The organism is Kibdelosporangium aridum, from assembly GCF_900176515.1.
In the GTDB taxonomy this organism is placed as follows: Bacteria; Actinomycetota; Actinomycetes; order Mycobacteriales; family Pseudonocardiaceae; genus Kibdelosporangium; species Kibdelosporangium aridum.
This window is the reverse complement of the sequence record NZ_FWXV01000004.1, coordinates 464,177-484,437: the sequence shown is the minus strand read 5'-3', so window position 1 is coordinate 484,437 and position 20,261 is coordinate 464,177. Positions and strand designations below refer to the sequence as shown.

Annotated in this window: 22 protein-coding genes and 1 pseudogene; 15 read left to right on the top strand and 8 right to left on the bottom strand. The window is 67.2% G+C overall.

From position 1 onward, the window contains the following. Positions 1-216: 216 nt before the first annotated feature. Both B9C43_RS26035 and B9C43_RS26030 read right to left on the bottom strand, forming a co-directional pair. Complete coding sequence (locus B9C43_RS26035; RefSeq protein WP_084429663.1) at positions 217-3,174, bottom strand: AAA family ATPase; 2,958 nt, start codon at positions 3,172-3,174, stop codon at positions 217-219. Further along, the gene (locus tag B9C43_RS26030) at positions 3,171-4,322 is read right to left on the bottom strand and encodes an exonuclease SbcCD subunit D (RefSeq protein ID WP_084429662.1); all 1,152 of its coding nucleotides are present in this window, start codon (positions 4,320-4,322) and stop codon (positions 3,171-3,173) included. Before B9C43_RS26030 ends, B9C43_RS26035 begins: the two co-directional genes overlap by 4 nt. Positions 4,323-4,476: 154 nt before the next feature. On the opposite strand from B9C43_RS26030, the gene B9C43_RS26025 reads away from it, so the two are divergent. Both B9C43_RS26025 and B9C43_RS26020 read left to right on the top strand, forming a co-directional pair. Further along, positions 4,477-5,412: a DNA recombination protein RmuC gene (locus B9C43_RS26025; RefSeq protein WP_235038833.1), complete on the top strand. Its 936-nt coding sequence runs from the start codon at positions 4,477-4,479 to the stop codon at positions 5,410-5,412. A gap of 687 nt (positions 5,413-6,099) precedes the next feature. Then, positions 6,100-6,921 (top strand): DUF6542 domain-containing protein, encoded by an 822-nt coding sequence (locus tag B9C43_RS26020; RefSeq protein ID WP_084429661.1) that lies wholly within the window; start codon positions 6,100-6,102, stop codon positions 6,919-6,921. Between the two features lie 53 nt (positions 6,922-6,974). Here B9C43_RS26020 and B9C43_RS26015 read toward each other — a convergent pair whose 3' ends face one another. Further along, on the bottom strand, positions 6,975-7,931 hold the full coding sequence (locus tag B9C43_RS26015; RefSeq protein WP_033389462.1) for a 4-hydroxy-3-methylbut-2-enyl diphosphate reductase: 957 nt from the start codon (positions 7,929-7,931) through the stop codon (positions 6,975-6,977). A gap of 79 nt (positions 7,932-8,010) precedes the next feature. Between B9C43_RS26015 and B9C43_RS26010 the strand changes: the two genes are divergently transcribed. The 5 genes from B9C43_RS26010 (at position 8,011) to B9C43_RS25990 (ending at position 11,282) form a co-directional block, all read left to right on the top strand. After that, positions 8,011-8,586 carry a lipid droplet-associated protein gene (locus B9C43_RS26010; protein ID WP_084429851.1) on the top strand — a complete coding sequence of 192 codons (576 nt, stop codon included), beginning with the start codon at positions 8,011-8,013 and terminating at the stop codon, positions 8,584-8,586. Further along, the gene (xseA, locus tag B9C43_RS26005; RefSeq protein ID WP_033389461.1) at positions 8,583-9,860 is read left to right on the top strand and encodes an exodeoxyribonuclease VII large subunit; all 1,278 of its coding nucleotides are present in this window, start codon (positions 8,583-8,585) and stop codon (positions 9,858-9,860) included. The genes B9C43_RS26010 and xseA overlap by 4 nt, the downstream gene beginning before the upstream one ends. Then, a complete protein-coding gene (locus B9C43_RS26000) occupies positions 9,853-10,230 on the top strand; it encodes a sugar ABC transporter substrate-binding protein (RefSeq protein ID WP_235038832.1) in 378 nt (125 codons plus the stop codon). The genes xseA and B9C43_RS26000 overlap by 8 nt, the downstream gene beginning before the upstream one ends. Beyond that, the gene (locus B9C43_RS25995; protein ID WP_033389459.1) at positions 10,227-10,439 is read left to right on the top strand and encodes an exodeoxyribonuclease VII small subunit; all 213 of its coding nucleotides are present in this window, start codon (positions 10,227-10,229) and stop codon (positions 10,437-10,439) included. The genes B9C43_RS26000 and B9C43_RS25995 overlap by 4 nt, the downstream gene beginning before the upstream one ends. Positions 10,440-10,643: 204 nt before the next feature. After that, complete coding sequence (locus B9C43_RS25990) at positions 10,644-11,282, top strand: hypothetical protein (protein WP_084429660.1); 639 nt, start codon at positions 10,644-10,646, stop codon at positions 11,280-11,282. A gap of 58 nt (positions 11,283-11,340) precedes the next feature. Here B9C43_RS25990 and B9C43_RS25985 read toward each other — a convergent pair whose 3' ends face one another. After that, complete coding sequence (locus B9C43_RS25985; RefSeq protein WP_160096695.1) at positions 11,341-11,925, bottom strand: DUF4245 domain-containing protein; 585 nt, start codon at positions 11,923-11,925, stop codon at positions 11,341-11,343. Positions 11,926-12,014: 89 nt separating this feature from the next. Between B9C43_RS25985 and glpX the strand changes: the two genes are divergently transcribed. Both glpX and B9C43_RS25975 read left to right on the top strand, forming a co-directional pair. Beyond that, positions 12,015-13,067: a class II fructose-bisphosphatase gene (gene glpX / locus B9C43_RS25980; protein ID WP_084429658.1), complete on the top strand. Its 1,053-nt coding sequence runs from the start codon at positions 12,015-12,017 to the stop codon at positions 13,065-13,067. Positions 13,068-13,199: 132 nt separating this feature from the next. Further along, the gene (locus tag B9C43_RS25975; protein ID WP_084429850.1) at positions 13,200-13,886 is read left to right on the top strand and encodes a S1 family peptidase; all 687 of its coding nucleotides are present in this window, start codon (positions 13,200-13,202) and stop codon (positions 13,884-13,886) included. Positions 13,887-13,975: 89 nt separating this feature from the next. Here B9C43_RS25975 and B9C43_RS59960 read toward each other — a convergent pair whose 3' ends face one another. Further along, complete coding sequence (locus B9C43_RS59960; protein ID WP_327223140.1) at positions 13,976-14,320, bottom strand: hypothetical protein; 345 nt, start codon at positions 14,318-14,320, stop codon at positions 13,976-13,978. Between the two features lie 16 nt (positions 14,321-14,336). Between B9C43_RS59960 and B9C43_RS59955 the strand changes: the two genes are divergently transcribed. Both B9C43_RS59955 and B9C43_RS25965 read left to right on the top strand, forming a co-directional pair. Next, positions 14,337-14,624, top strand: coding sequence for a L,D-transpeptidase (locus tag B9C43_RS59955; protein ID WP_327223138.1), 288 nt, complete (start codon positions 14,337-14,339; stop codon positions 14,622-14,624). Between the two features lie 70 nt (positions 14,625-14,694). After that, entirely contained in the window at positions 14,695-15,207 is a 513-nt protein-coding gene (locus B9C43_RS25965) for a L,D-transpeptidase (RefSeq protein ID WP_084429656.1), read from the top strand. On the opposite strand, the gene B9C43_RS25960 is transcribed toward B9C43_RS25965, so the two are convergent. Then, on the bottom strand, positions 15,204-15,620 hold the full coding sequence (locus B9C43_RS25960; protein WP_033392537.1) for a PPOX class F420-dependent oxidoreductase: 417 nt from the start codon (positions 15,618-15,620) through the stop codon (positions 15,204-15,206). The genes B9C43_RS25965 and B9C43_RS25960 overlap by 4 nt on opposite strands. Positions 15,621-15,665: 45 nt before the next feature. Between B9C43_RS25960 and B9C43_RS25955 the strand changes: the two genes are divergently transcribed. Further along, positions 15,666-16,127, top strand: coding sequence for a MarR family winged helix-turn-helix transcriptional regulator (locus tag B9C43_RS25955; RefSeq protein ID WP_084429655.1), 462 nt, complete (start codon positions 15,666-15,668; stop codon positions 16,125-16,127). On the opposite strand, the gene B9C43_RS25950 is transcribed toward B9C43_RS25955, so the two are convergent. Continuing rightward, positions 16,124-17,101 (bottom strand): NAD(P)/FAD-dependent oxidoreductase, encoded by a 978-nt coding sequence (locus tag B9C43_RS25950; protein ID WP_407657119.1) that lies wholly within the window; start codon positions 17,099-17,101, stop codon positions 16,124-16,126. The two genes, B9C43_RS25955 and B9C43_RS25950, sit on opposite strands and share 4 nt — an antisense overlap. Positions 17,102-17,180: 79 nt before the next feature. Here B9C43_RS25950 and B9C43_RS25945 point away from each other — a divergent pair, with 79 nt between their 5' ends. From B9C43_RS25945 to B9C43_RS59945, 3 genes and pseudogenes are all read left to right on the top strand, one after another. Continuing rightward, a complete protein-coding gene (locus tag B9C43_RS25945) occupies positions 17,181-18,581 on the top strand; it encodes a class II fumarate hydratase (protein ID WP_033392534.1) in 1,401 nt (466 codons plus the stop codon). After that, positions 18,557-19,015 (top strand): annotated as a pseudogene (locus tag B9C43_RS59950) (NAD(P)-dependent oxidoreductase); the annotation flags it as partial. The gene B9C43_RS25945 and the pseudogene B9C43_RS59950, both read left to right, overlap by 25 nt. Positions 19,016-19,021: 6 nt before the next feature. Continuing rightward, positions 19,022-19,411 (top strand): NAD-binding protein, encoded by a 390-nt coding sequence (locus B9C43_RS59945; RefSeq protein ID WP_051897566.1) that lies wholly within the window; start codon positions 19,022-19,024, stop codon positions 19,409-19,411. Here the strand turns inward: B9C43_RS59945 and B9C43_RS25935 are convergent. Further along, complete coding sequence (locus B9C43_RS25935; protein WP_235038831.1) at positions 19,320-20,231, bottom strand: DMT family transporter; 912 nt, start codon at positions 20,229-20,231, stop codon at positions 19,320-19,322. The genes B9C43_RS59945 and B9C43_RS25935 overlap by 92 nt on opposite strands. Between the last annotated feature and the right edge of the window lie 30 nt (positions 20,232-20,261).

The window sequence follows — 20,261 nt, the reverse complement described above, 5'->3', positions numbered from 1 at the left end:
CAGACCCTTGCGGTAGCGTGAAATCAGGGGGACCCCTCGGGAATTGCTGTTGCAGGGGACGCTGCCCGGCCGCAGAGCGCTCCGCCGCGCGAACCGAAACTGTCGTACCCGTGCGGTAACGTTGAATTCAGGGGTTCCCCCTGCCGAATTGCCGTTGTGGTGGCGCATGACCATGCCGCCTGGATCCGTCGGCCAGGAAGCTGACCAGCATGCCCGCTAGGCGATGACTTCGAGGCGGGATCCGCTGCGGGCCTTGCGAACCCGCAGCCGCACCGGGATCCGCTGCCGCAACTCCTCGACGTGCGACACCAGCCCGACCACCCGGCCGCCGGCCCGCAATTCGTCCAAAGTGTCCATGACCTCGTCGAGGGTGTCGGCGTCCAAAGTGCCGAAGCCCTCATCGACGAACAACGTGTCGAGCAGCGCCCCGCCGGTCTCCGCGGCAACGACATCCGCGAGCCCCAAAGCCAAAGCAAGTGAGGCCAGGAAGGACTCCCCGCCGGACAACGTCTTCGCGGGCCTGATCTTGCCGGAATAGTCGTCCAGCACGTCCAAACCGAGGCCACCGCGCGTGCCGTGCGAACCACGCGCATCGGAATGCACGAACGAATACCGTCCCTGGCTCATCCGGCTCAAACGGGCGCTCGCGGCGACGGCGACCTCCTCCAACCGCGCAGCCAACACGTACGATCGCAACGACATCCGCCGCGAGTTCTGCCCGCGCCCGTTGACCACGTCGGTCAAAGCCGCGAGCTCGGCGTACTCCTCTTCCACCGGCGACAAAGCGGCCCATTCCGCGCGCAACCGGGCTGCCAAGGCCTTCACGTCCGCCGATCGGCGCTCCGCCTCACGCAAGACGGCGACATCGGCGTCGGCGACCTCGCGAGCCTTGGCCAACGTTGCTGCCGCGCTGTCCAAGTCGACTTCGACCTTGGGGTCGACACCGGCCAGGTCCGGTTCGGCCAGCACGGCTTTGGCCGCCGCGGCCCGGTTTTCCAGCTCGCTGATCATCCGGTCGAGGTCGGCGAGGCGCAGCTCGTCCCGTGCGGCCGCCAGTGCATCAGCGACCTCGGCGAATCCGGCCGAGATCGCGGCTTCGTGCACCTCAGTCTGCTGGTCTGTCAACCGCTTCGACAGCTGTTCACGCTGCCCGCGCGCCCGGAGCAACTCGGTCACGGCCGCCGCCGACAGCAGCACGTGCTCACGGCGCACCCGCACGTCGGAGTACTCGCCACGGGCCGGATCGAGGCGCTTTTGCCGCATCTCCACGGTTTTGCCGAGTTGTTCCCGTTCCGTACGCACGCTCGCGAGCTCTTGCTTGGCCGCTGACAGCTCGGCCGAGATCGTCGCAGACCGCTTCTCCAGCTCACGGACCAGCTCGCGCTGGGGCTCACGGCGAGCCGCCAGTGCCGCGGTCTCAGCCAACAATTTGTCCACTTCGGACAGTTCGGCCGGGTCGTCGCCCGAAGCGAGTCGTTCCTGCAACGCAGTCAAGTCGGCGACTGCCGCGTGGTGGGCGCGTTCCGCCTCGCCACGCTCGTTCTGCGCGTCCTGCTCGACCGCGACGGCCGCCGCTTCCTCGGCCTCGCTGACTGCGCCCGGGATCAGCTGGGCAAGCGCTGGGTGTTCGGTGGAGCCGCAGACCGGGCACGCGTCTCCGGCAGCCAACCGGCTCGCCAGTTCAGCCGCCATGCCGTCGAGACGTCGCGCCCGGATCGTCAACGAATGGTCACGCGCTTGCTGGTGTGCGTCGATTGCCTTACGCAGCACGGCTTCCGCGTTCTTGACCTTCTCTTCGGCATCGCCGAGCCGCTCGCGCAACCGGAGCCGCTCGGTCAATTCGGCCTGCCGGGCGCGGAGGCCGTCCAGCCGGGCTGCGGCTTCGCTGGCCAGCAGCAGTTCGTCGGACGCCGCCTTGAGTTTCTCCGGCAACGCGACCAGGTCGGCTTCCAGGTTGTTGACCTTCTCCTCCGCCGCCCAGTCGGCGTCGATCAGTTTGGTCAGCCGCAGCTTCGCCTTTTTCTGCTGCTTCGCGTCCTCCAGCAGCTGCGCGAGGCCGCCCGCTTCCTCGGTCAGCCGCGCGGACTCCGCGCGCAGGAAGGACTCGTCGGCATCGACTCGGTGAAAGCCCGCTTTCCGTGCCGCGACAATCGCTTCTTCCTCGGCCTTGGTCGCGTGGTCGAGTTCGACCTGCAATTGCGCGGCGCCACGATTGGCGACCACGACCGGAACCGCTCGGCGTGCCTTGGCGCGCTCGGCGAGCCATTCCTGTTGCTGTGGCGCCATTCTTTCGCATTCGGCCAACTCGGCCCTGGCGTTGCGCAACCTGCGCACCCGGTCGGCCAGCTCACGGGCCTTGGTCATCTCCTGCTCGGCCGCGGCCGCCGCGACACCAGCCTGCCTGGCCTTTTCGCGCGCTTCGGTCTCGGCTTCGCTGAGCCGGGAAACCATCAAGTCGAGCCATTCACCGTCGGCAGAATGGTCCTCGGGCGGTTCCTCGCCCGCCGCTTGGGCGACCCGCGCGACCAAACGCATCGCACCGGCCCGGCGCGCTTCGAGATCACGGCCACGTTCCGTCCTGCGGTCCCTGAACCATTTCTCGACGTCCGCGAAACGGTAGGTGCTGAACAATTTCTCCAGCAGCTGTTCGCGTTCCTGGGTGTCCGCGCGCAAGAACCGCGCGAATTCGCCTTGCGGCAGCAAAACGACCTGGAAGAACTGCTCCGCGCTCATTCCGAGCAAGCGCTCGACCGTCCGGCTGACCTCGTCGATCCGGATCAAGCCATCCCGGTCGTAGCCGCCCGGCGGATCGCTCACCCAGGTCAGCGACGCCCTGGCCTGCTGTTTCGTGGTTCCCTCGCCGCGCCTTTTCGGGCGCTCGTACTCCGGGCCGCGGACCAGCCGAAGCCGGTGGCCCTGCACGGTGAGCTCCAGCTTCACCTCGGTCAGCGTGTCGTTGTCCGCGTAGTCGCAACGCAGCCGACGCGCGTCGTTTCGGACGCCGGGGACCTTGCCGAACAACGCGAACGCGATCGCGTCGAGCAATGTCGTCTTGCCCGCACCCGTCTCACCGTGCAGGAGGAACAATCCGTCCGCACCGAGCAAGTCGAAGTCGACCACCTCGGTGCCCGGATACGGGCCGAAGGCGGTCACCTCCAGGCTGTGCAGCCTCATCGCTCTTTCTCGCTCTCCGCCGCGGTGACGGTCTCCAGCGCTTCCCTCAGCCAGGCGCTCTCGCGCTCCGTGGGTTCACCGCCGCGCGCGTGCCCGACGAAGCAGCACGCCACTTCCAGGTCGTCACGGCCACGTACCGCTTCGCTGTAGCGCAACGCTTCCCCGCTCCGGCCGCCCGCGGGCCGCCACTCCATGTGCACCGCGTACGGAAAGCGATCTTGCAGGCGCCGCAACGCGTCCACCGGCCTGACCTGGTCGGTGACCGTGATCGACAGGTAGTGCTCGCGGAACTGGTCGTGCGCCGGGTCGGTGAGCAGGTCGGACAGGAGGCCTTCGAGCTTGGCCAACGGTCTCGGCACCGGCAGCATCCGGCGTTCGACCCCGGCCAGGCCGCCCTTGTCGATGTCCACCAGCCACACCGATTTGCGCTGACGCGCCTCGGAGAACGAGTACGCCACCGGGCTGCCCGAGTACCTCAGGTGATCGGCAAGTTCTTGCGCCCCATGCAAATGCCCCAGTGCGACGTAGTCGACGCCGTCGAAGGTCGTCCCAGGCACCTGCTCCACACCGCCGACCGCGATCGGCCGCTCGGAGTCACAGGCCTCGCCACCGGTCACGAAAGCGTGCGCCAGTACCACCGATCTCGCTTGCCTGGCCGCAAGATCCGCACGGACCCGGTTCATCGCCTCGGTCAGCACGCCGGTGTGCCCACGCTCGCTGATACCCAGCGAATGCCTCGCGACTTCCGGCTCCAGATAAGGAATTCCGTACAGCGCGACTTCGCCGTGACCGTCGCGCAGCAGCACCGGCCGGTCGATGTCCTGGATCCTGGTCCGCATGTGCAGACCGCCTGCCTCGGCGAATTTCCCGATCGCGCCGAGCCTTGGGGCCGAGTCGTGGTTGCCGGGCGTGACGACCAACTGAGCGCCCGCTTCACGGATCCGCACCAGCACGCGTTCATACACGCCGACCGCTTCGGCCGATGGGACCGCGCGGTCGTATATGTCGCCGGCGACCACCACGACGTCAATGCGCTCATCGGCGACGATGTCGGCGAGACCGCCGAGCACTGACTCCTGTTCGGCCAGCAGATCCGCTCCGTGGAAGGTCCGCCCCACGTGCCAGTCGGACGTGTGCAGCAACCTCATGTGACCAAGTTAGGGGGCGAGCCCGACATTCCCCGGCACCACCCCCGGCGTGTCACCACGACAGAGTGAAACTCCCAGCTAGAACAGAACAAAGACGAAAACTGTCGTACCCCTGCGGCATCATGGCGCGACCAACACACGGAAAGGATCTCCAGTGGCTTGGGCAGTGGTTGTTCTGTCCCTGCTGCTCCTCGGTGCGGTGCTGGCGCTCTGGAAGCTCTACACCGACGGAATGCGACGCACGGAGGCAGCGATGCAGCAGATCGCAGCCGAACGCGCGCGTTACGACGAGCAGCACACGGCGCTACGGCGCTACGAGGTGGCGTTCGCGTCCATCTCCGGCCGTGGCGAACTCGGCGAGCAGGTGCTCGTCGAGACGGCCAGGATGCTCGGGTTACGGGAGGGCATCCACTTCACCTTGCAGACCGACCTGGCAGGCGGCGGCTCGTCCCGGCCGGACATGGTGCTGCTCGTCGGTGACGGCAGACGCGTTCCCATTGACGCCAAGGCTTCCATGTCGATCTGGGCGGAAGCTGTCGAGACGTCCGACCCGGAGGAACGACTCGACGCGTTGCGGGTGCACGTCCGCAACATCCGCTCGCGCGCCACCGAACTGGCCGCCAAGGGCTACCAACGATGGGCCGACGCGATCTACGGCACGGTCATGTTCGTCCCGTCGGACGCGGCAGTCGTCGCCGCACTGGACACCGATCCGAACCTGTTGCGCTGGCTACTCGACAGACGAGTTTTCCTATGCGGCCCAACAGGCTTCGCCGTCGTCGCGTCAGGCGCGCTGTTCGCCGCCACCGAGCGCGCCCTCGCCGCCGACGTCGAAGCCGTCCGCGCGACGGCCGCCAACGCCCACCGGATGGCCGGAGCAGCCATCGACGCCGTCAACCTGTCCAGTACCCACCTGCAGCGGTTTCTCTCCGCCCGCCGCCGCGAGCTCGACGCGCTGGAGGGCTTCCGCGCGGCCGTCAGCCCGCTCACCGACGCCTCAGCCAGCCCGACCCCCATCGCACCGGTCCGCCGCGCAGACGAGATCACAACCGGTGTTTCCGATCGAGAGGAAGAACCAGCCGTCGACTAACACCCGACAACGCCCATCCCAGCGGGCCACGGCCAGCCCAGGGGCTGGCAAGCCTGCCACGCGAACAGTCCCCTGCGCAGGCATCGACAGCACGCGGACCGCCGGGCCCACGAGCGGCACCAACGCCGACAACTCGGCTGCCGCGTCCGCGGTCGGGAGGCCCGAGGCAGGTGGCTGCGCGCCACGCGGTCTGGATGGTCCGCCAGCTGCGGCCGCAGCACTGATTTGGGCACCGACCCAAGCAGGCCACGGCCTGCTACGAGTCGCTGCCGAGGCAGCAAGGCAGTACTTGGCCCGCCTGATCCACGGCAATCATCCGAACGCCGACAACCCAGCGGCCGCGAGCCGAGCAGGCTAACCGCCCACGACGGCTGCGTGCCGCACGGTCTGGGCGCCCAACACACCGCCGGTGCCGACACAGAGCCGGGGCCATCACGCCAGCGCTGAGTTCGGCGGCCGATGGGCGGCGGCGGTCGCATGCATCGCGGCCATTGGCCGTCCACAGGTTGCTTCCCCAACGCGTTGACACACAGGTCCGGCCGAACGAGACAAAGAGGTGATCAACGGCCAAAACAGGCATAACTGAATCAAACAGAGTGGCGGGAATCACACCGAACGGGGTAAACCCGACGGCTATTGACGGCTGGTACGACAGCCCTCACCAGCGAGCGTCTACCGTGTGGAAGCGTGACCGCCACGCGCGATCGCGACAGCGATCTTGACATGGATGCGGCCGAGGCCGCGTGGGACGAACGTCCCGTCTTCGGTACCCGTCGTGGGCTGCCTTGGTGGGGCGCCGTCCTGCTCGCCCTGCTGCTCTCCGCCGTGGGTGCGGTGATCGACAAGAGCAGGCTCGTCGACGACCAGCGACTGACCGGGTTCGGCATCTACCACGCGCTGTTCCTGGCCGGGTGTGTGCTGGCGGTGTTGGGCGTGCGGCGGCGCAACCTGTTCGGACCGATGGTGCAGCCGCCGCTGATCTTCGCCGCGACGTTCATCCCGGTGCAGTTCATGCGGGAGCCCGCAGCCTCAGGAGCGTCCGAGTCGGGCAGCCGCAAGCTGATCTTCGAGGTCGCTCTGCCGCTGGCCAGCTCGTTCCCATGGATGGCCGGTGCCACGGTCGCGACGATCGCGCTCGGCGTCATCCGCCTGTTCGTACAGCGCAACCCTGACGGGCGCGCGGGGAGCTTAGATGCGGACGAGGACGAGCGCCCGGTGCGCCGTCCCAAGGACAGGGACCGCGATATCGACGACGAGCCTCGGCCTGCCCGACGTCCGGCCCGCGACAGGGACCGGGACGATCGAGGTGAGCGCCCCCGCCCCACCACCAAGGGCGACCGCCCGCGCGAACAAGCCCCGCCACCCCGCCGGCCTGCCCGCGATCAGGACCGCCGCGATCGGGGCGAGGCCCCACCGCGCCGCAATCCACCGCGTCCACGCGACCAGGGCGGCGGCCGTCCCCGCGGCCCACAGCCGCAGCAACGGCGTCGTCCCCGCGAGGACTACTGACGCGAAAAGGGCCACCCCGACGATTGCGGGGTGGCCCTTTCGTATGCCTCGAATCAGCCGGTCTTGAGGTCCTTGCGCAGCTCACGCGGCAGCGAGAACGCGATCTTCTCGTTCGCCGTGGTGACCTCCTCCACGTCCAGGTAGCCCCGGTCGGCAAGGAACGCCAGCACATCCATCACCAGGTTGTCCGGCACGGACGCACCCGAGGTCACGCCGACCGTCGACACGCCCTCCAGCCACGTCTCGTCGATCTGGTGGGCGAAGTCGACCAGGTGCGAGGCTTTGGCTCCGGCCTGCAGCGCCACCTCGACCAGCCGCTTCGAGTTGGACGAGTTCTCCGAACCGACCACGATCACCAGCTCGCACTGCGGCGCCATCGTCTTCACCGCGTACTGCCGGTTGGACGTGGCGTAGCAAATGTCGTCGCTGGGCGGGTCGGACAGCATCGGGAACCGCGCCTTCAACTGGTCGACGCGCTCCATGGTCTCGTCCACCGAGAGCGTGGTCTGCGACAGCCAGATCACCTTGGACGGGTCACGCACCTGCACCTTGGCCGCGTCCTCAGCGGTGTCCACCAGCTGCACGTGGTCAGGCGCCTCACCGGCGGTGCCTTCGACCTCCTCGTGGCCCTCGTGGCCGATCAGCAGGATGTCGTAGTCGTCCCTGGCGAACCGCTTCGCCTCGTTGTGCACCTTGGTCACCAGCGGGCAGGTCGCGTCGATCGTGCGCAGATTGCGCTCGGCGGCCTCCTTGTGTACCTGCGGGGACACGCCGTGCGCGGAGAACACCACGAGGGCGCCTTCGGGCACCTCGTCGGTCTGGTCGACGAAGATCGCGCCACGCTCCCGCAAGGTCTCCACGACGTGCTTGTTGTGCACGATCTCCTTGCGGACGTAGACCGGCGGTCCGTACGTTTCGAGCGCCTTCTCCACGGTCACCACCGCCCGGTCCACGCCGGCGCAGTAACCGCGCGGCTTGGCCAGCAGTACCCGTTTGGTCGTATCGCTCATGCCACCCAGGGTACGGCGGCACCAAGAGTGACCCGGGTCCCAGTTGGGTGAAACAGGTGATCTGCGGCAGGCTATGCACATGACGCCTTTGCCGCTGCCGCTCCGGGTCGCCGCCGGTCTCGCCGCGACCGCGATCGAGCGCGCGCGTGAACTGCCGGAGAAGCTCGTCGGGCTGCCGGTAACCGTTGCCAGTCAAGCGATGCAGCTGTCCATGCGAGTGCAGCAGGAGATCACCGCGCTGGCGATCAGGGGCGACGAGGTGCTGGCATCGTTGCGCCCGGTCGAGGACACGCCCGAGTGGGCGACCTTCGACGAGGACATCGATGCCTACGACGTCAGCCAGCCGAATATCAACACCACGGAGACCAACGGCACCGTGGTGACCGACCCCTGGGAGATGGAGGAGTCGGCGATCGCGGAGGCCGAGCAGGAGGTCGAGCGGGAGGTCGACCAGACCCCACCGCCCGCGGGTGTGCCGAACTACGACGACCTGTCGCTGCCCCAGCTGCGGGCGCGGCTACGCACCTTCTCCAAGGAAGAACTCGAGGAATTACTGCGCTACGAAGAGACAAACGCCGCGCGGCCGTCGTTCATCGGCATGCTGACCCGGCGTATCGCGTCCGTTTCGGCCGCGTCCCCACCTGATCAGCAGTGACCGAACAGACAACGGCGGAACAGCCGTGGCCGGTCCGCACGGTCGCTCGCAAGATCAACGAATGGATCAGCAGGCTCGGCGCGGTCTGGGTGGAGGGTCAGGTCACCCAGCTGTCGCTGCGGCCTGGCACGCAGACGGCGTTCCTGACACTGCGCGATCCCGCCGCGGACGTGTCGATGACGGTGACGTGCCCGACCCAGTTGCTGCGTGAGTTCCAGCCGCCGCTGACCGAAGGCGCGCGGGTGATCGTGCACGGTCGTCCGACGTTCTTCATGAACCGCGGCACGCTGAGCCTGCGCGCGGACGAGATCCGGGCGGTAGGTATCGGCGAATTGCTCGCCCGGATCGAGCGATTGCGCCGGCTGCTCGCCGCGGAGGGCTTGTTCGAGCGCTCGCGCAAACGCAGGCTCCCGTTCCTGCCGCGCACGATCGGACTGATCACCGGCCGGGCGTCGGCGGCTGAACGCGATGTCCTCGTCAACGCGAGAGCGCGTTGGCCCGCAGTGGACTTCCGGGTGGAAAACGTTGCTGTGCAAGGAGCTCTCGCAGTCCCGCAGATCCTCGACGCACTGTCCATATTGGATCGTGACGAGCGCGTCGACGTGATCGTGATCGCCCGGGGCGGCGGCAGCGTCGAGGACTTGCTGCCGTTCTCGGACGAAACGCTGTGCCGCGCGGTCTACGCGTGCCGCACTCCGGTCGTCAGCGCGATCGGGCACGAACCGGACACCCCGCTGATCGATCACGTCGCGGATCTCCGGTGTTCCACGCCAACCGATGCGGGCAAACGGGTCGTCCCGGACGTCGCGGAGGAGATCCAACGCGTCCGCACGTTGCGCGACCGTGCCCGCCGGGCACTACACGGCTGGGTGGATCGTGAACGGCGGTTGCTCGACCAACTGCGCAGCAGGCCAGTTCTCGCCGACCCGCTCAAGCCGCTGGAAAGGCACGCTGAACAGGTCGAAACGGCGCGCCAGCGCGGCCGCAGAGAGATCATCTCGCTGGTCAAGGCCGAACAGGCCGCGATCGACGGGACCAAAGCCCGCTTGACGACCCTCGGCCCAGCCGCCACTCTGGCCCGGGGATACGCGGTTGTGCAATTCGTCACTCTGGATGAAAATCTCAGGGTTCTACGGTCGGTGACCGACGCGTCACCCGGCACCCGGTTGCGGGTCAGGGTGGGCGACGGCGCCGTGCACGCGACCGTGTCCGAAGAGCAGGAGTCAGCCGAGTCGGGGAGGGGAGGCAGCGGTGATGACCAAACCGGTGACTAGACCGGCCTTCCTCCCGTCGACAATGAACGCGGCGGCGTCCACCGGAGCCGAAGTGGTCAGGCGCAGCGCCGAAGAAGCAGACGCGGCCGCAGCCGAGTGCTGGGCGGCCCTGCTCGGCGGCTGCGACGGACCGGGGCGCCGAGTACTGCCCCAACGCCTGCGCCAACTAGCCGACGCCACAGCCGTCTACGCGGGCTCAGCGTGGTGGTACGGCGACGGTTCCCGCCTACGCAACCGGATCAACCGCGCCCGCGAACGCATCGAGGACGCCGTCGTCGACCGCGACGGCGCCGAGTTCGCCGAGGCTTTCATCGGTTACGACGAGGCCGTCGCGACCGCACTGATCCGCGTTGGGAGCATGATCAAGTGAGTGACGAACAACTCGGCTACGAACAAGCACGCGACGAACTCGCGGACGTCGTGGCCAAACTCGAAGCGGGCGGCCTGTCACTGGAGGACTCGCTGGCGCTGTGGGAGCGCGGCGAGGCGTTGGCGAAGATCTGCGACCGCCACCTCGCGGGCGCCCGCGAACGTGTCGAAGCCGCTCTGGCCGCAGCGGACAAGGAAGACAAGTCCTGAGCGCCTACCCCGCGAGGGTTACCCCCGAGTAGGCAACGAGTAGATGGCGTCCACATGGACATCCGTGAAACTCGCTGGCCAGAGCCTTTTCGTAGCTCGTTGAAATCAGACGACCACTGAGTGTTACGCCACATCGCGCAGACCGCGGCGTCTGCACGCCCTTAGCGTTCGGCCACGTTTTTCCCCGCCTGCAAGGAGGAAACAATGCCGCCACGCTCAATTCTCAAGCCCGTCGCCACTTTGGTGACGTCCGCCGTTCTCCTCACCGGTTTCGCGCCCACCGCGCTTGCCGCCACCGAGGCCACCAAGACGAGTGCCGCGATCACCGCACAGCAGGAGAACCTGCTTGTGACGCTGCGGCAAGCCGTCACCACGGAGCAGATCGAGGCGCTCACCGCACAGGCCGCCGCGGCCGGTGACACGGCGACCGTCACCCGGCTGAACGACGCCAAGGCCACGCTGTCCCAAATGTCTATTGAGGACATCGGGGACATCGACTGGATCGAGGCCTTCAAGCTGGCTTTCAAGATCCTGCAGCCGGTCGCCGTCGCCGCACTGCGCTACGGCGGTCCGGTCGCCTCGGCCATCATCGAATACATCGGCGAGGCGCTCAGTCGCTTCCCGGAGTGGGGTGAGCCGCTCAACGAGCTGTTCTTCAAGCCGATCGCCGAGCTGATCCGCGTGTGGGCGCCGAGACTCGCCGACCTGATCGAAAGCATCAAGATCGACAACGTGCCACGAGATGAGGCCATCGCCCGGGTCGCCGACCACCTGCGGACCGAGAAAGGCCTGTCCGAGGCAGCCGCCACCGTGCTGAGCAAGGGCCTGATCGCCAACGCCTGACGAGCACGCACAGGAAACGGCTCGGGGCCCCGAGCCGTTTCCTGATGCTCAGGAGTGTTCAGGAGCGGGCGATCGGCGTCGCTGCCTGGGCGGCGGTCGCCAACACCCGGAACTCGCCCTCGGTCCCGCTGCCGGTGATCAACAGTTGGACGCCGTCCTTCGACAGCACCCATGACGGTTCGTCGCCTTTGCCGCGGTACTTGGTCCACTGGGTGCCCGAAACGTCCACTGAACCGGTACTGCTCGCGGACACGTCACCGCCCGCCTCCATCACGACCAGATCCGCGACCGGCGCCTTGGACTGGCTCAGCCGGAGGTACTTGCCGGCGGGCGTGATCCAGCCCACTCGGACCGCGGTCGTGCGCTGGGCGCCTTCGCCGACAGGCACCGTGTTCGACGAGTTGGCGCGCCAATCGGCGGGCACCACGGGTGATCGGACGGGAAAGTCCACCCGCCGGGCGGCGCCGCTCAATTCCCTCGGCGCATCGACCGTCGGCGCTGAGCTCGGGTCTACCGTCGGGCCGCTGGGACTGAACTCACATCCCTGCGTCAGCCACACGATCACGCCGATGATGGCCGTCAGTACCGCCAGCGACAACACCATGTCGCGGGCGCTTGTCTTGAACCGGGATGGGGCCGCCACACCTCCATCGTCGCAGTTGGCGTAACGCGCCGTTACCGCGGGCCCTGCCCGATCTGCGAGGATCGATCCCATCGCCACGAGGAGGACAGATGACCGAAGCCAATGCCGCCAGCAGGCGCGAATTGCCGGACCGCAACCTCGCACTCGAACTGGTCAGGGTCACTGAGGCCGCAGCCATGTCGGCGGGCCGGTGGGTGGGCCGCGGCGACAAGAACGGCGGTGACGGTGCCGCGGTCGACGCCATGCGCAAGCTGATCGGCACCGTGTCCATGAACGGCGTCGTGGTGATCGGCGAGGGCGAGAAGGACGAAGCCCCCATGCTGTACAACGGCGAGGAAGTCGGTGACGGCAGCGGACCCGCGTGCGATGTCGCCGTCGACCCGATCGACGGCACAACCCTGATGTCCAAAGGCATGCCGAACGCCATCGCGGTGCTCGCGGTCGCCGAGCGCGGTGCGATGTTCGACCCGTCCGCGGTGTTCTACATGGAGAAGATCGCCGTCGGCCCGGAGGCAGCCGACGTGATCGACCTGACCGCACCGGTCGCCGAGAACGTCCGCAGGGTCGCGAAAGCCAAGCACACCGACGTTTCCGACGTCACAGTGTGCATTTTGGACCGTGAGCGGCACGAGCAACTCGTCACCGAGGTGCGCAGGGCAGGCGCGCGAATCCACTTCATCTCCGACGGTGACGTCGCGGGCGCGATTTCCGCGGCCCGCCCGAATACCGGTGTGGACATGCTGCTTGGTATCGGTGGCACGCCGGAGGGAATCATCGCCGCGTCGGCGCTGAAATGCATGGGCGGCGCGATTCAGGCGCGGTTGTGGCCACGGGACGACGCCGAGCGGGAGAAGGCACTCGCGGCCGGCCACGACCTTGACCGCGTGCTGTCGACGGACGACCTGGTCAGCGGCGACAACGTCTTCTTCTGCGCGACCGGGATCACCGACGGCGACCTGCTGCGCGGCGTGCACTACCGGTCCGGCGGCTGCACCACGCAGTCCATCGTGATGCGCTCGAAGTCCGGCACGGTCCGGATGATCGACGGCTTCCACCGGCTGACCAAGCTGCGCGAGTACTCGACCGTCGACTTCGACCTGAAGTCGGAGGACGACGAGGAAACTATCCCACCTCTGCCGTAGCCACTTACCCGATCCAGTGAATTTCGATGACTGACCGCGATCCGGCCGCCGAATAAATCATTCGGCGGCCGGATCGCATCCCAGGAGCCAAAAGCGTAGTTTCGAGGCGTGCTCCGTGCTCTGCTCCTCGGAATGTCAGCATTGATCGCACCGATCGTCGGCGGCCAGGACGCCGATCAGCCATACGTTTTCATGGCTTCGATTCAGGACACCGGTGGCGAGCATTTCTGCGGCGGGTCGCTGATCCAAACCGAGTGGATTCTCACCGCCGCCCATTGCGTGCAGAACAACCCGCCCGGCGACATCAAGGCCCGGATCGGCAGCAGCGAGCCCAGCCGCGGCGGTGAGGAAGCGGCCATCACGAAAATCGTGGTGCACCCCGAGTTCGACGGAGCGAAACCCGGCAACGACATCGCGCTGCTGAAGCTGGCGAAACCCGCGGCGGCGTCGCCGATAGCGATCCGCAGCGCGTCGATCGGGTCGGCGACGAGACTGCTCGGCTGGGGCCAGACCTGTCCACGGCTTGGCGAATGCGGCCCGGCCGCCAAGCTGCAACAGCTGGACACCAAGCTCATCGAAACGGCCAAGTGCCTTGACATCGACGGCGTGCTGGAACTGTGCACGGAAAGCCCGGGCGGGGTCGCTGGCGCGTGTTTCGGCGACTCCGGCGGCCCGCAGTTGGTGAAAGACCCCGACGGCTGGCGAGTGGTCGGGGTGACCAGCCGTTCCGGCCACGACGGCTCGATTTGCGGCACCGGACCGTCCATATACACCAATGCCGGTGCCTTTGTGGACTGGATCAGCCAGCAAACCGTGTGATTGCCCAGAACCCTGACAGCACTGAGATCCGGTTGAGACCTTTTCGGCGCAACCCGCGGGTATCACCAGTCGTCTCTAGGGCATAGGGATCACCGGGCAGAGGAGAAACCAATGCGGGTACGCAAGCTGATTCTGGGGGCGGCAGTCGCCGCGGCGACCGTGCTCAGCGCCTGCTCGTCACCGAGTGAGCAGCCGGTCGGCCTGGCCGCGGGCCAGGAGAACGTGCCCGCCACCACCACGACCGAAAGCCCGGCCACGCCGCCGACGACCAGCAGCCCGGCGCCGACGTCAACATCGACCTCAAGCCCGTCGTCGTCCACCAAGACGACGCCGAAGCCGCCGACGAGCAAGACGACCACGCCGAAGCCCAAGCCCGAGCCCTCGAAGGAAGCGCCGTGCAGCACGGCGGCGAAGGCGTGCATCAAGCTGTCCACCAACCAGTCCTGGCTGATGGAGGACGGCAAGGTGGTCTACGGGCCGGTGCCGATCACCCACGGCCGCAAGGGTTACCTGACCCCTCCGGGCACGTTCCGGGTGACGTTCAAGAACAAGAACCACAAGAGCAGCATCTTCGATGGCGCGCCGATGCCGAACTCGGTGTTCTTCAACGGTGGCATCGCATTCCACCAGGGCAGCCTGCGAGAGAAGTCACACGGCTGCATCCACTTGTCGCCGGCGGCGTCGCAGAAGTACTTCAGCTCGCTGTCGGTCGGTGAAGTCGTCGAGGTTGTCCGCTAAGGAAGTCTTTGCAACCAACCTTCCCCTTCCCGCGTGAGTAAGGCTGCACGCGAGGAAAGGGAAGGTTTTCATGCGCTTGGCCCTGGTCATTTCCGCAGCGGCCGTGCTGCTCGCAGCATGTTCCGGTGCACCGCGGGAACGGGCGTTACAGGCACCGCCTCCGCCGCCGTCAACAACGACGACGACCACCACCAGCTCGCCCACACCTGAGCCACAACCGGTGGTCGTCCCGGCACCGCCCTGCACCGCTGCGGTCCGGGCATGCGTGAGCTTGTCGCAGAACTTGGCGTGGCTGCTGAAGGACGGCGCCGTCGAGTACGGCCCCGTGCCGATCACCCACGGCAAGCCGGGCCACGAGACCCCGGTCGGCACGTTCAAGGTGGCGTGGAAGGACGCGGTGCACACGTCCAGCATCTACGGCCTGCCCATGCCGCATTCGGTGTTCTTCGCCCCCGGCGGGATCGCGTTCCACGAAGGACCGCTGACCGAGCCGTCGCATGGCTGTGTGCACCTGTCGCCGGAGGTCGCCAAGATCTTCTTCGACGCGCTGCCGGTGAAAGCGGGAGTCCAAGTGGTGGCTTAGTCCATCGCCAGGCCGTAGATCCGGTCGACCGGGATGCGCACGACGCGCCGCTTGTCGGCGACCATCGCGGCGCGGTACTCGTCCCAGTCCGGGTGCTCCCCCGCGATCGACCGGTACACCTCGACGAGTTCGTCGGTCGCGGCATCGCCCGGCTCAGTCGCCACGTCCGAGAGCGTCGCAATGCCTTCGGCGACGACGTACCGGCCGAAGCTCGCGTTGGTGACGTAGAAGCTCGCGCGCGGGTCGCGCAACAGGTTCTTGGTCTTGGCGCGGCCGTCGGTGACCGAGATCCGGATGGTGCCGTCGGCGAACTTGTAGCTCACGTTCGACAGTTGCGGGCGGCCGTCCCGCTTGAGCGTCACGAGCACGCCTTTTGTGCTTGTGGCAAGCAAATCCCTGAGCTTGTCATCCATACTCGCAACTTACATGACATGTCAACAAACGCTACAGTGTCCAGCATGACGCAACCGCGCTGGCTGGACGAGACCGAAGACCGCGCCTGGCGCGGCTACCGGCAGATGTTCCTGCTGCTCAACGCGCAGGTGAACCGCGACTTGGCGCAGGAGTGCGGGCTGTCCGAGCCGGACTACGACGTCCTGTCGACGCTGTCGGAGGCCAAGAACCACCGGTACCGGTTGAAGAAACTGGCCGAACGCATGCTCTGGTCCCAGAGCCGGTTGTCGCACCACGTGACCCGGATGCAGCAGCGCGGCCTCGTCACCCGCGAGGACTGCGTCGACGACGCCCGCGGTGCGACCATCGTGCTCACCAAGGCAGGCCGCAAGGCCATCGAAGCCGCCGCACCCAGGCACGTCGAATCCGTGCGCAGACACTTCTTCGACCACCTCACCCGCGAACAGGTCGAAATGCTCGGCGAAGCCACGCACGCGGTGGTCAACGGGCTGAAGGCGCGTACCTAGCCCTCGTTGCTGGAGTGGCCGGGGAACAGGTGTGCCTCCGGGTTCAGGGCCACCGCGATGTTGTTCACGGCCGTCGCGGCCTCGCCGAAACCGGTGGCGATGAGTTTGACCTTGCCCGGGTAGTAGGCGATGTCACCAGCTGCGTAGATCCGTTCGATGGCGGTCTTGCCGGTGCTGTCGACCTCGATGGCGCGGTCGCCCTTGCGGATCTTCAGGCCCCATGACTCGATCGGTCCGAGGTCGGCGACGAAGCCGAGCGCGGCGACCACTACGTCAGCCTGGTGAATCGTCGGGTCCTGGCCTTTGACCTTGATCTGCACCTCTTGCACCGATGGCTCGCCGCGCAGTTCGGTGACCTCGGCATCTGTGATGATCGGTACGCCGAGTTCCTCGACCTGGCGGACGGTCGGCGGATGCGCGCGGAACTTCGCCCGGCGGTGAACCAGCTTCACGCTCGCGGCGATCGGGTGCAGTGCCAGCGCCCAGTCGAACGCCGAGTCCCCACCGCCGACCACCACCACGTGTTTGTCGCGGTATACCGCGAGCTCCGGTACGAAATGCACCATGCCGCGGCCCAGCCAGCCGTCGCCCGCGGGCAGCGGGCGCGGCGTGAACTCGCCCATGCCCGCGGTGATCAACACGGCACCTGCCCGCACGGACGTGCCGTCGCCGAGGCCGACTTCGAAGCCTTCGCCGTCCAAGGGCGTGAGGGTGCTTGCCTTACGCCCCAACAAGTATGTCGGCTTCCACTGCCCTGCCTGCTCGACAAGGGCGGCGACGAGGTCACGGCCCTTCACCGCCGGGAACCCGGCCACATCGAAAATCTGTTTCTCCGGGTACATCGCGGTCACCTGACCGCCCGGCTCGGGCAACGAGTCCACGATAGCGGTGGACAAGTCCCGGAATCCCGCGTAATAGGCGGCGAACAGGCCGGTCGGTCCGGCCCCGACGATCAACAAGTCGACGTCTGTCAACAGACACCCCCGTGGTGGTGGGAACGATCACGAGCCTACGACGAGCGCAACCACCGGGCGAGGGTGAAGACTCATCGGTATGGCAGAACGTGAGTACCGCGTCGAGCACGACACCATGGGCGAGGTCCGGGTGCCAGCGGACGCGCTGTGGCGCGCGCAGACGCAGCGTGCCGTCGAGAACTTCCCCATCTCCGGCCGTGGCCTCGAACGGGCCCAGATCAGGGCGCTCGGCCTGCTGAAAGCCGCGGCCGCGCGGGTCAACAAACAGCTTGGCGTGCTGGACGAGGCCAAGGCCGACGCGATCGCCGCGGCAGCCGAGGAGGTCGCGGAGGGCAAGCACGACGACCACTTCCCGATCGACGTGTTCCAGACCGGCTCGGGCACCTCGTCGAACATGAACGCCAACGAGGTCATCGCGACCCTGGCCACCCGCGCGCTCGGCTCGGACGTGCACCCGAACGACCACGTCAACGCGTCGCAGTCGTCCAACGACACCTTCCCGACCACGATCCACATCGCGGCGACCGAAGCGGTCATCTCCGACGTCATCCCCGCACTCGAGCATCTCGCGGGCACGCTGGAGAAACGGGCGAGAGACTGGGCGGATGTCGTCAAGTCCGGGCGTACGCACCTGATGGACGCCGTGCCGATCACGCTCGGCCAAGAAGCCGGCGCGTGGGCGGCACAGGTCCGGTACGGCGTCGAGCGCTTGCAGGCGTCCCTGCCACGGCTGGCCGAACTGCCGATCGGCGGAACCGCGGTGGGCAGCGGCCTGAACGCGCCCGACAACTTCGGGGCGCTGGTCTCCGGAGAACTGGCCGCGGCAACGGGTCTGCCGCTGACCGAGGCTCGTGATCACTTCGAAGCCCAGGCGACGCAGGACAGTGTGGTCGAGACCTCCGGGCAGTTGCGCACGATCGCGGTGTCGTTGTTCAAGATCGCCAACGATCTTCGCTGGCTCGGCTCCGGGCCGCGGACCGGCCTGGCCGAACTGCGCCTGCCGGACCTGCAGCCGGGGTCGTCGATCATGCCCGGCAAGGTCAACCCGGTGATCTCCGAGGCCACGATGATGGTGGTGGCCCAGGTGATCGGCAACGACGCGGCGGTGGCGTTCGCGGGCAGCCAGGGCAATTTCCAGCTGAACGTGATGCTGCCGGTGATCGCCCGCAACGTGCTCGAGTCGGCGAGGCTGATCGCCGCGGTGTCCCGGCTGCTGGCCGACAAGGTCCTCGAAGGGACCGAAGTGGACACTGAGCGGACCCGCGAGTACGCCGAGTCGTCACCGTCCATTGTGACTCCGCTGAACCGTTACATCGGTTACGAGGAAGCGGCTTCCATCGCCAAGCAGTCGCTCAAGGAGCGCAAGACGATCCGTGAGGTGGTCATCGAACGCGGGCACGTCGAGTCCGGCAAGCTGACCGTCGAACAGCTCGACGAAGCCCTGGACGTGCTGAAGATGGCTCGTGGAGGCAAGAAATGACGACTGTCGCACTGCTGGGCACCGGCATCATGGGTGCCGGAATGGCCCGGAACATCGCCAAAGCAGGCCTTTCGTTGCGCGTGTGGAACCGTTCACGTGAGAAGGCCGAGCCGTTGTCGGACGTCGCCACGGTCGCCGACACCGCCGCGGAAGCCATCGACGGCGCGGATGTTGTCGTCACGATGCTGTTCGACGAGAACGCAGTCGATGCGGTCATGAAGGATGTCCGACTCGGCCCGGACGCGGTGTGGATCCAGTCCGGCACGGTCGGCGTCGACGCAACGGCTCGGTTGGCCCAACTGACCGACCGATTCGTTGACGCCCCTGTGCTCGGGACCAAACAACCCGCGGAGAACGGCCAGCTGCTCGTCCTCGCGTCCGGTCCGGCGGCGCTGAAGTCCAGCGTCCAGCCGATCTTCGACGCGATCGGCCAGCGGACTGTGTGGGTGTCGGACAAACCCGGTGACGCCAGCAAGCTCAAACTGGTGCTCAACTCGTGGGTGCTGTCGGTGGTCGCCGGAACCGGCCAGGCGATCGCGTTCGCCGAGGGCCTTGGCATCGACCCCGCGCTGTTCTTCGACAGCATCGCGGGTGGCGCGACCGACTCGGCGTACGCGCAGCTCAAGGGCAAGGCCATCCTGAAGGGGGACTTCGCGCCCGCCTTCGGCCTCGACGGTGCGGTCAAGGACGCCGCGTTGATCACTGAGGCGATGCAGGAAGCCGGGACCGACTCGGCGGTCATGAAGGCAATCCACTCGGTGCTGACTCAGGCAGCGGATCGTGGCCACGAGAAGTCGGATATGTCCGCGATCTACCACGGCTTCCGCTGAGCCCGGCGGCACATCCAGCCGCGACCACAACGGCTCCGCTGAGCGCGGTGATCGTCAGCGCCTGTGCGCCGACGATCACCGCGACCCCCAGACCGGACAGCGGCATAAGCCCGATCAGGACCCCCGCCCGATCAGCCCCGAGCACTGCTACGCCCGTGTACCAGAACACGAAGGCAACCGCTGTCACCAAAGTTCCCAGCACTAACAACGCTGTAGCCTGCCGCCACGTTGGCAACGCCCACTCGGTTTGCCAAGTCGTTATCACCGATGTGCCGACGGCAGCGCCGATACAGGCCCACGTGGATGCGGAGGCGGCGCCGATTCGTCGTACGACACCCACTCCTGCCAGCGTGAACGCGACATCGCCGACGAGCACGAGCAATGCGAGAACCAGGCCAGGGCCGTGCCACGAGCCGCCGCCGGTCAGAACGACAACGCCGATCACGACCAGTACCGCGCCGATCAACACGCGTAGGTTCGGCAATCTCCCGGCCAAAGCGGGCACGAGAACGGCAAGGACAAGCGGACTGGCACCGAGAACGGCGGCGACAAAGCCCGCCGTGGCGTACCGCTGAGCGACCAGGATCGCGGCGTTGAACCCGATCATCCCGGCGCCGACCATGCCGATCAGGCCGGGGACGTCGCGCCACGACGGCATCACGAGCCGGCCCCTGAGCCACAGCAGCAGCACGATCGCGCCAATTCCGTAGCGAACCGCCTGGCCTGCCAGGATCGGATAGCCGTCGAGCATGCCCGTGATCGGCACGGACGCTCCTACCAGCACACATGCCGTCGCTGCCGCGATCATCGCCTTGGTCACGCGCCGAGCCTGCCGTAGATGTGGTCTAGC

Bases quoted from the DNA above. Each gene is read 5' to 3' on its own strand.
- B9C43_RS25955 (WP_084429655.1), top strand. From the start codon at position 15,666: ATGACGCAACCGCGCTGGCTGGACGAGACCGAAGACCGCGCCTGGCGC.
- B9C43_RS25990 (WP_084429660.1), top strand. From the start codon at position 10,644: ATGCCGCCACGCTCAATTCTCAAGCCCGTCGCCACTTTGGTGACGTCC.
- B9C43_RS26015 (WP_033389462.1), bottom strand. From the start codon at position 7,931: ATGAGCGATACGACCAAACGGGTACTGCTGGCCAAGCCGCGCGGTTAC.
- B9C43_RS26010 (WP_084429851.1), top strand. From the start codon at position 8,011: ATGACGCCTTTGCCGCTGCCGCTCCGGGTCGCCGCCGGTCTCGCCGCG.
- B9C43_RS26035 (WP_084429663.1), bottom strand. From the start codon at position 3,174: ATGAGGCTGCACAGCCTGGAGGTGACCGCCTTCGGCCCGTATCCGGGC.
- B9C43_RS25960 (WP_033392537.1), bottom strand. From the start codon at position 15,620: ATGGATGACAAGCTCAGGGATTTGCTTGCCACAAGCACAAAAGGCGTG.
- B9C43_RS25945 (WP_033392534.1), top strand. From the start codon at position 17,181: ATGGCAGAACGTGAGTACCGCGTCGAGCACGACACCATGGGCGAGGTC.
- B9C43_RS25965 (WP_084429656.1), top strand. From the start codon at position 14,695: ATGCGCTTGGCCCTGGTCATTTCCGCAGCGGCCGTGCTGCTCGCAGCA.
- B9C43_RS26030 (WP_084429662.1), bottom strand. From the start codon at position 4,322: ATGAGGTTGCTGCACACGTCCGACTGGCACGTGGGGCGGACCTTCCAC.
- glpX (WP_084429658.1), top strand. From the start codon at position 12,015: ATGACCGAAGCCAATGCCGCCAGCAGGCGCGAATTGCCGGACCGCAAC.
- B9C43_RS59955 (WP_327223138.1), top strand. From the start codon at position 14,337: ATGGAGGACGGCAAGGTGGTCTACGGGCCGGTGCCGATCACCCACGGC.
- B9C43_RS25975 (WP_084429850.1), top strand. From the start codon at position 13,200: ATGTCAGCATTGATCGCACCGATCGTCGGCGGCCAGGACGCCGATCAG.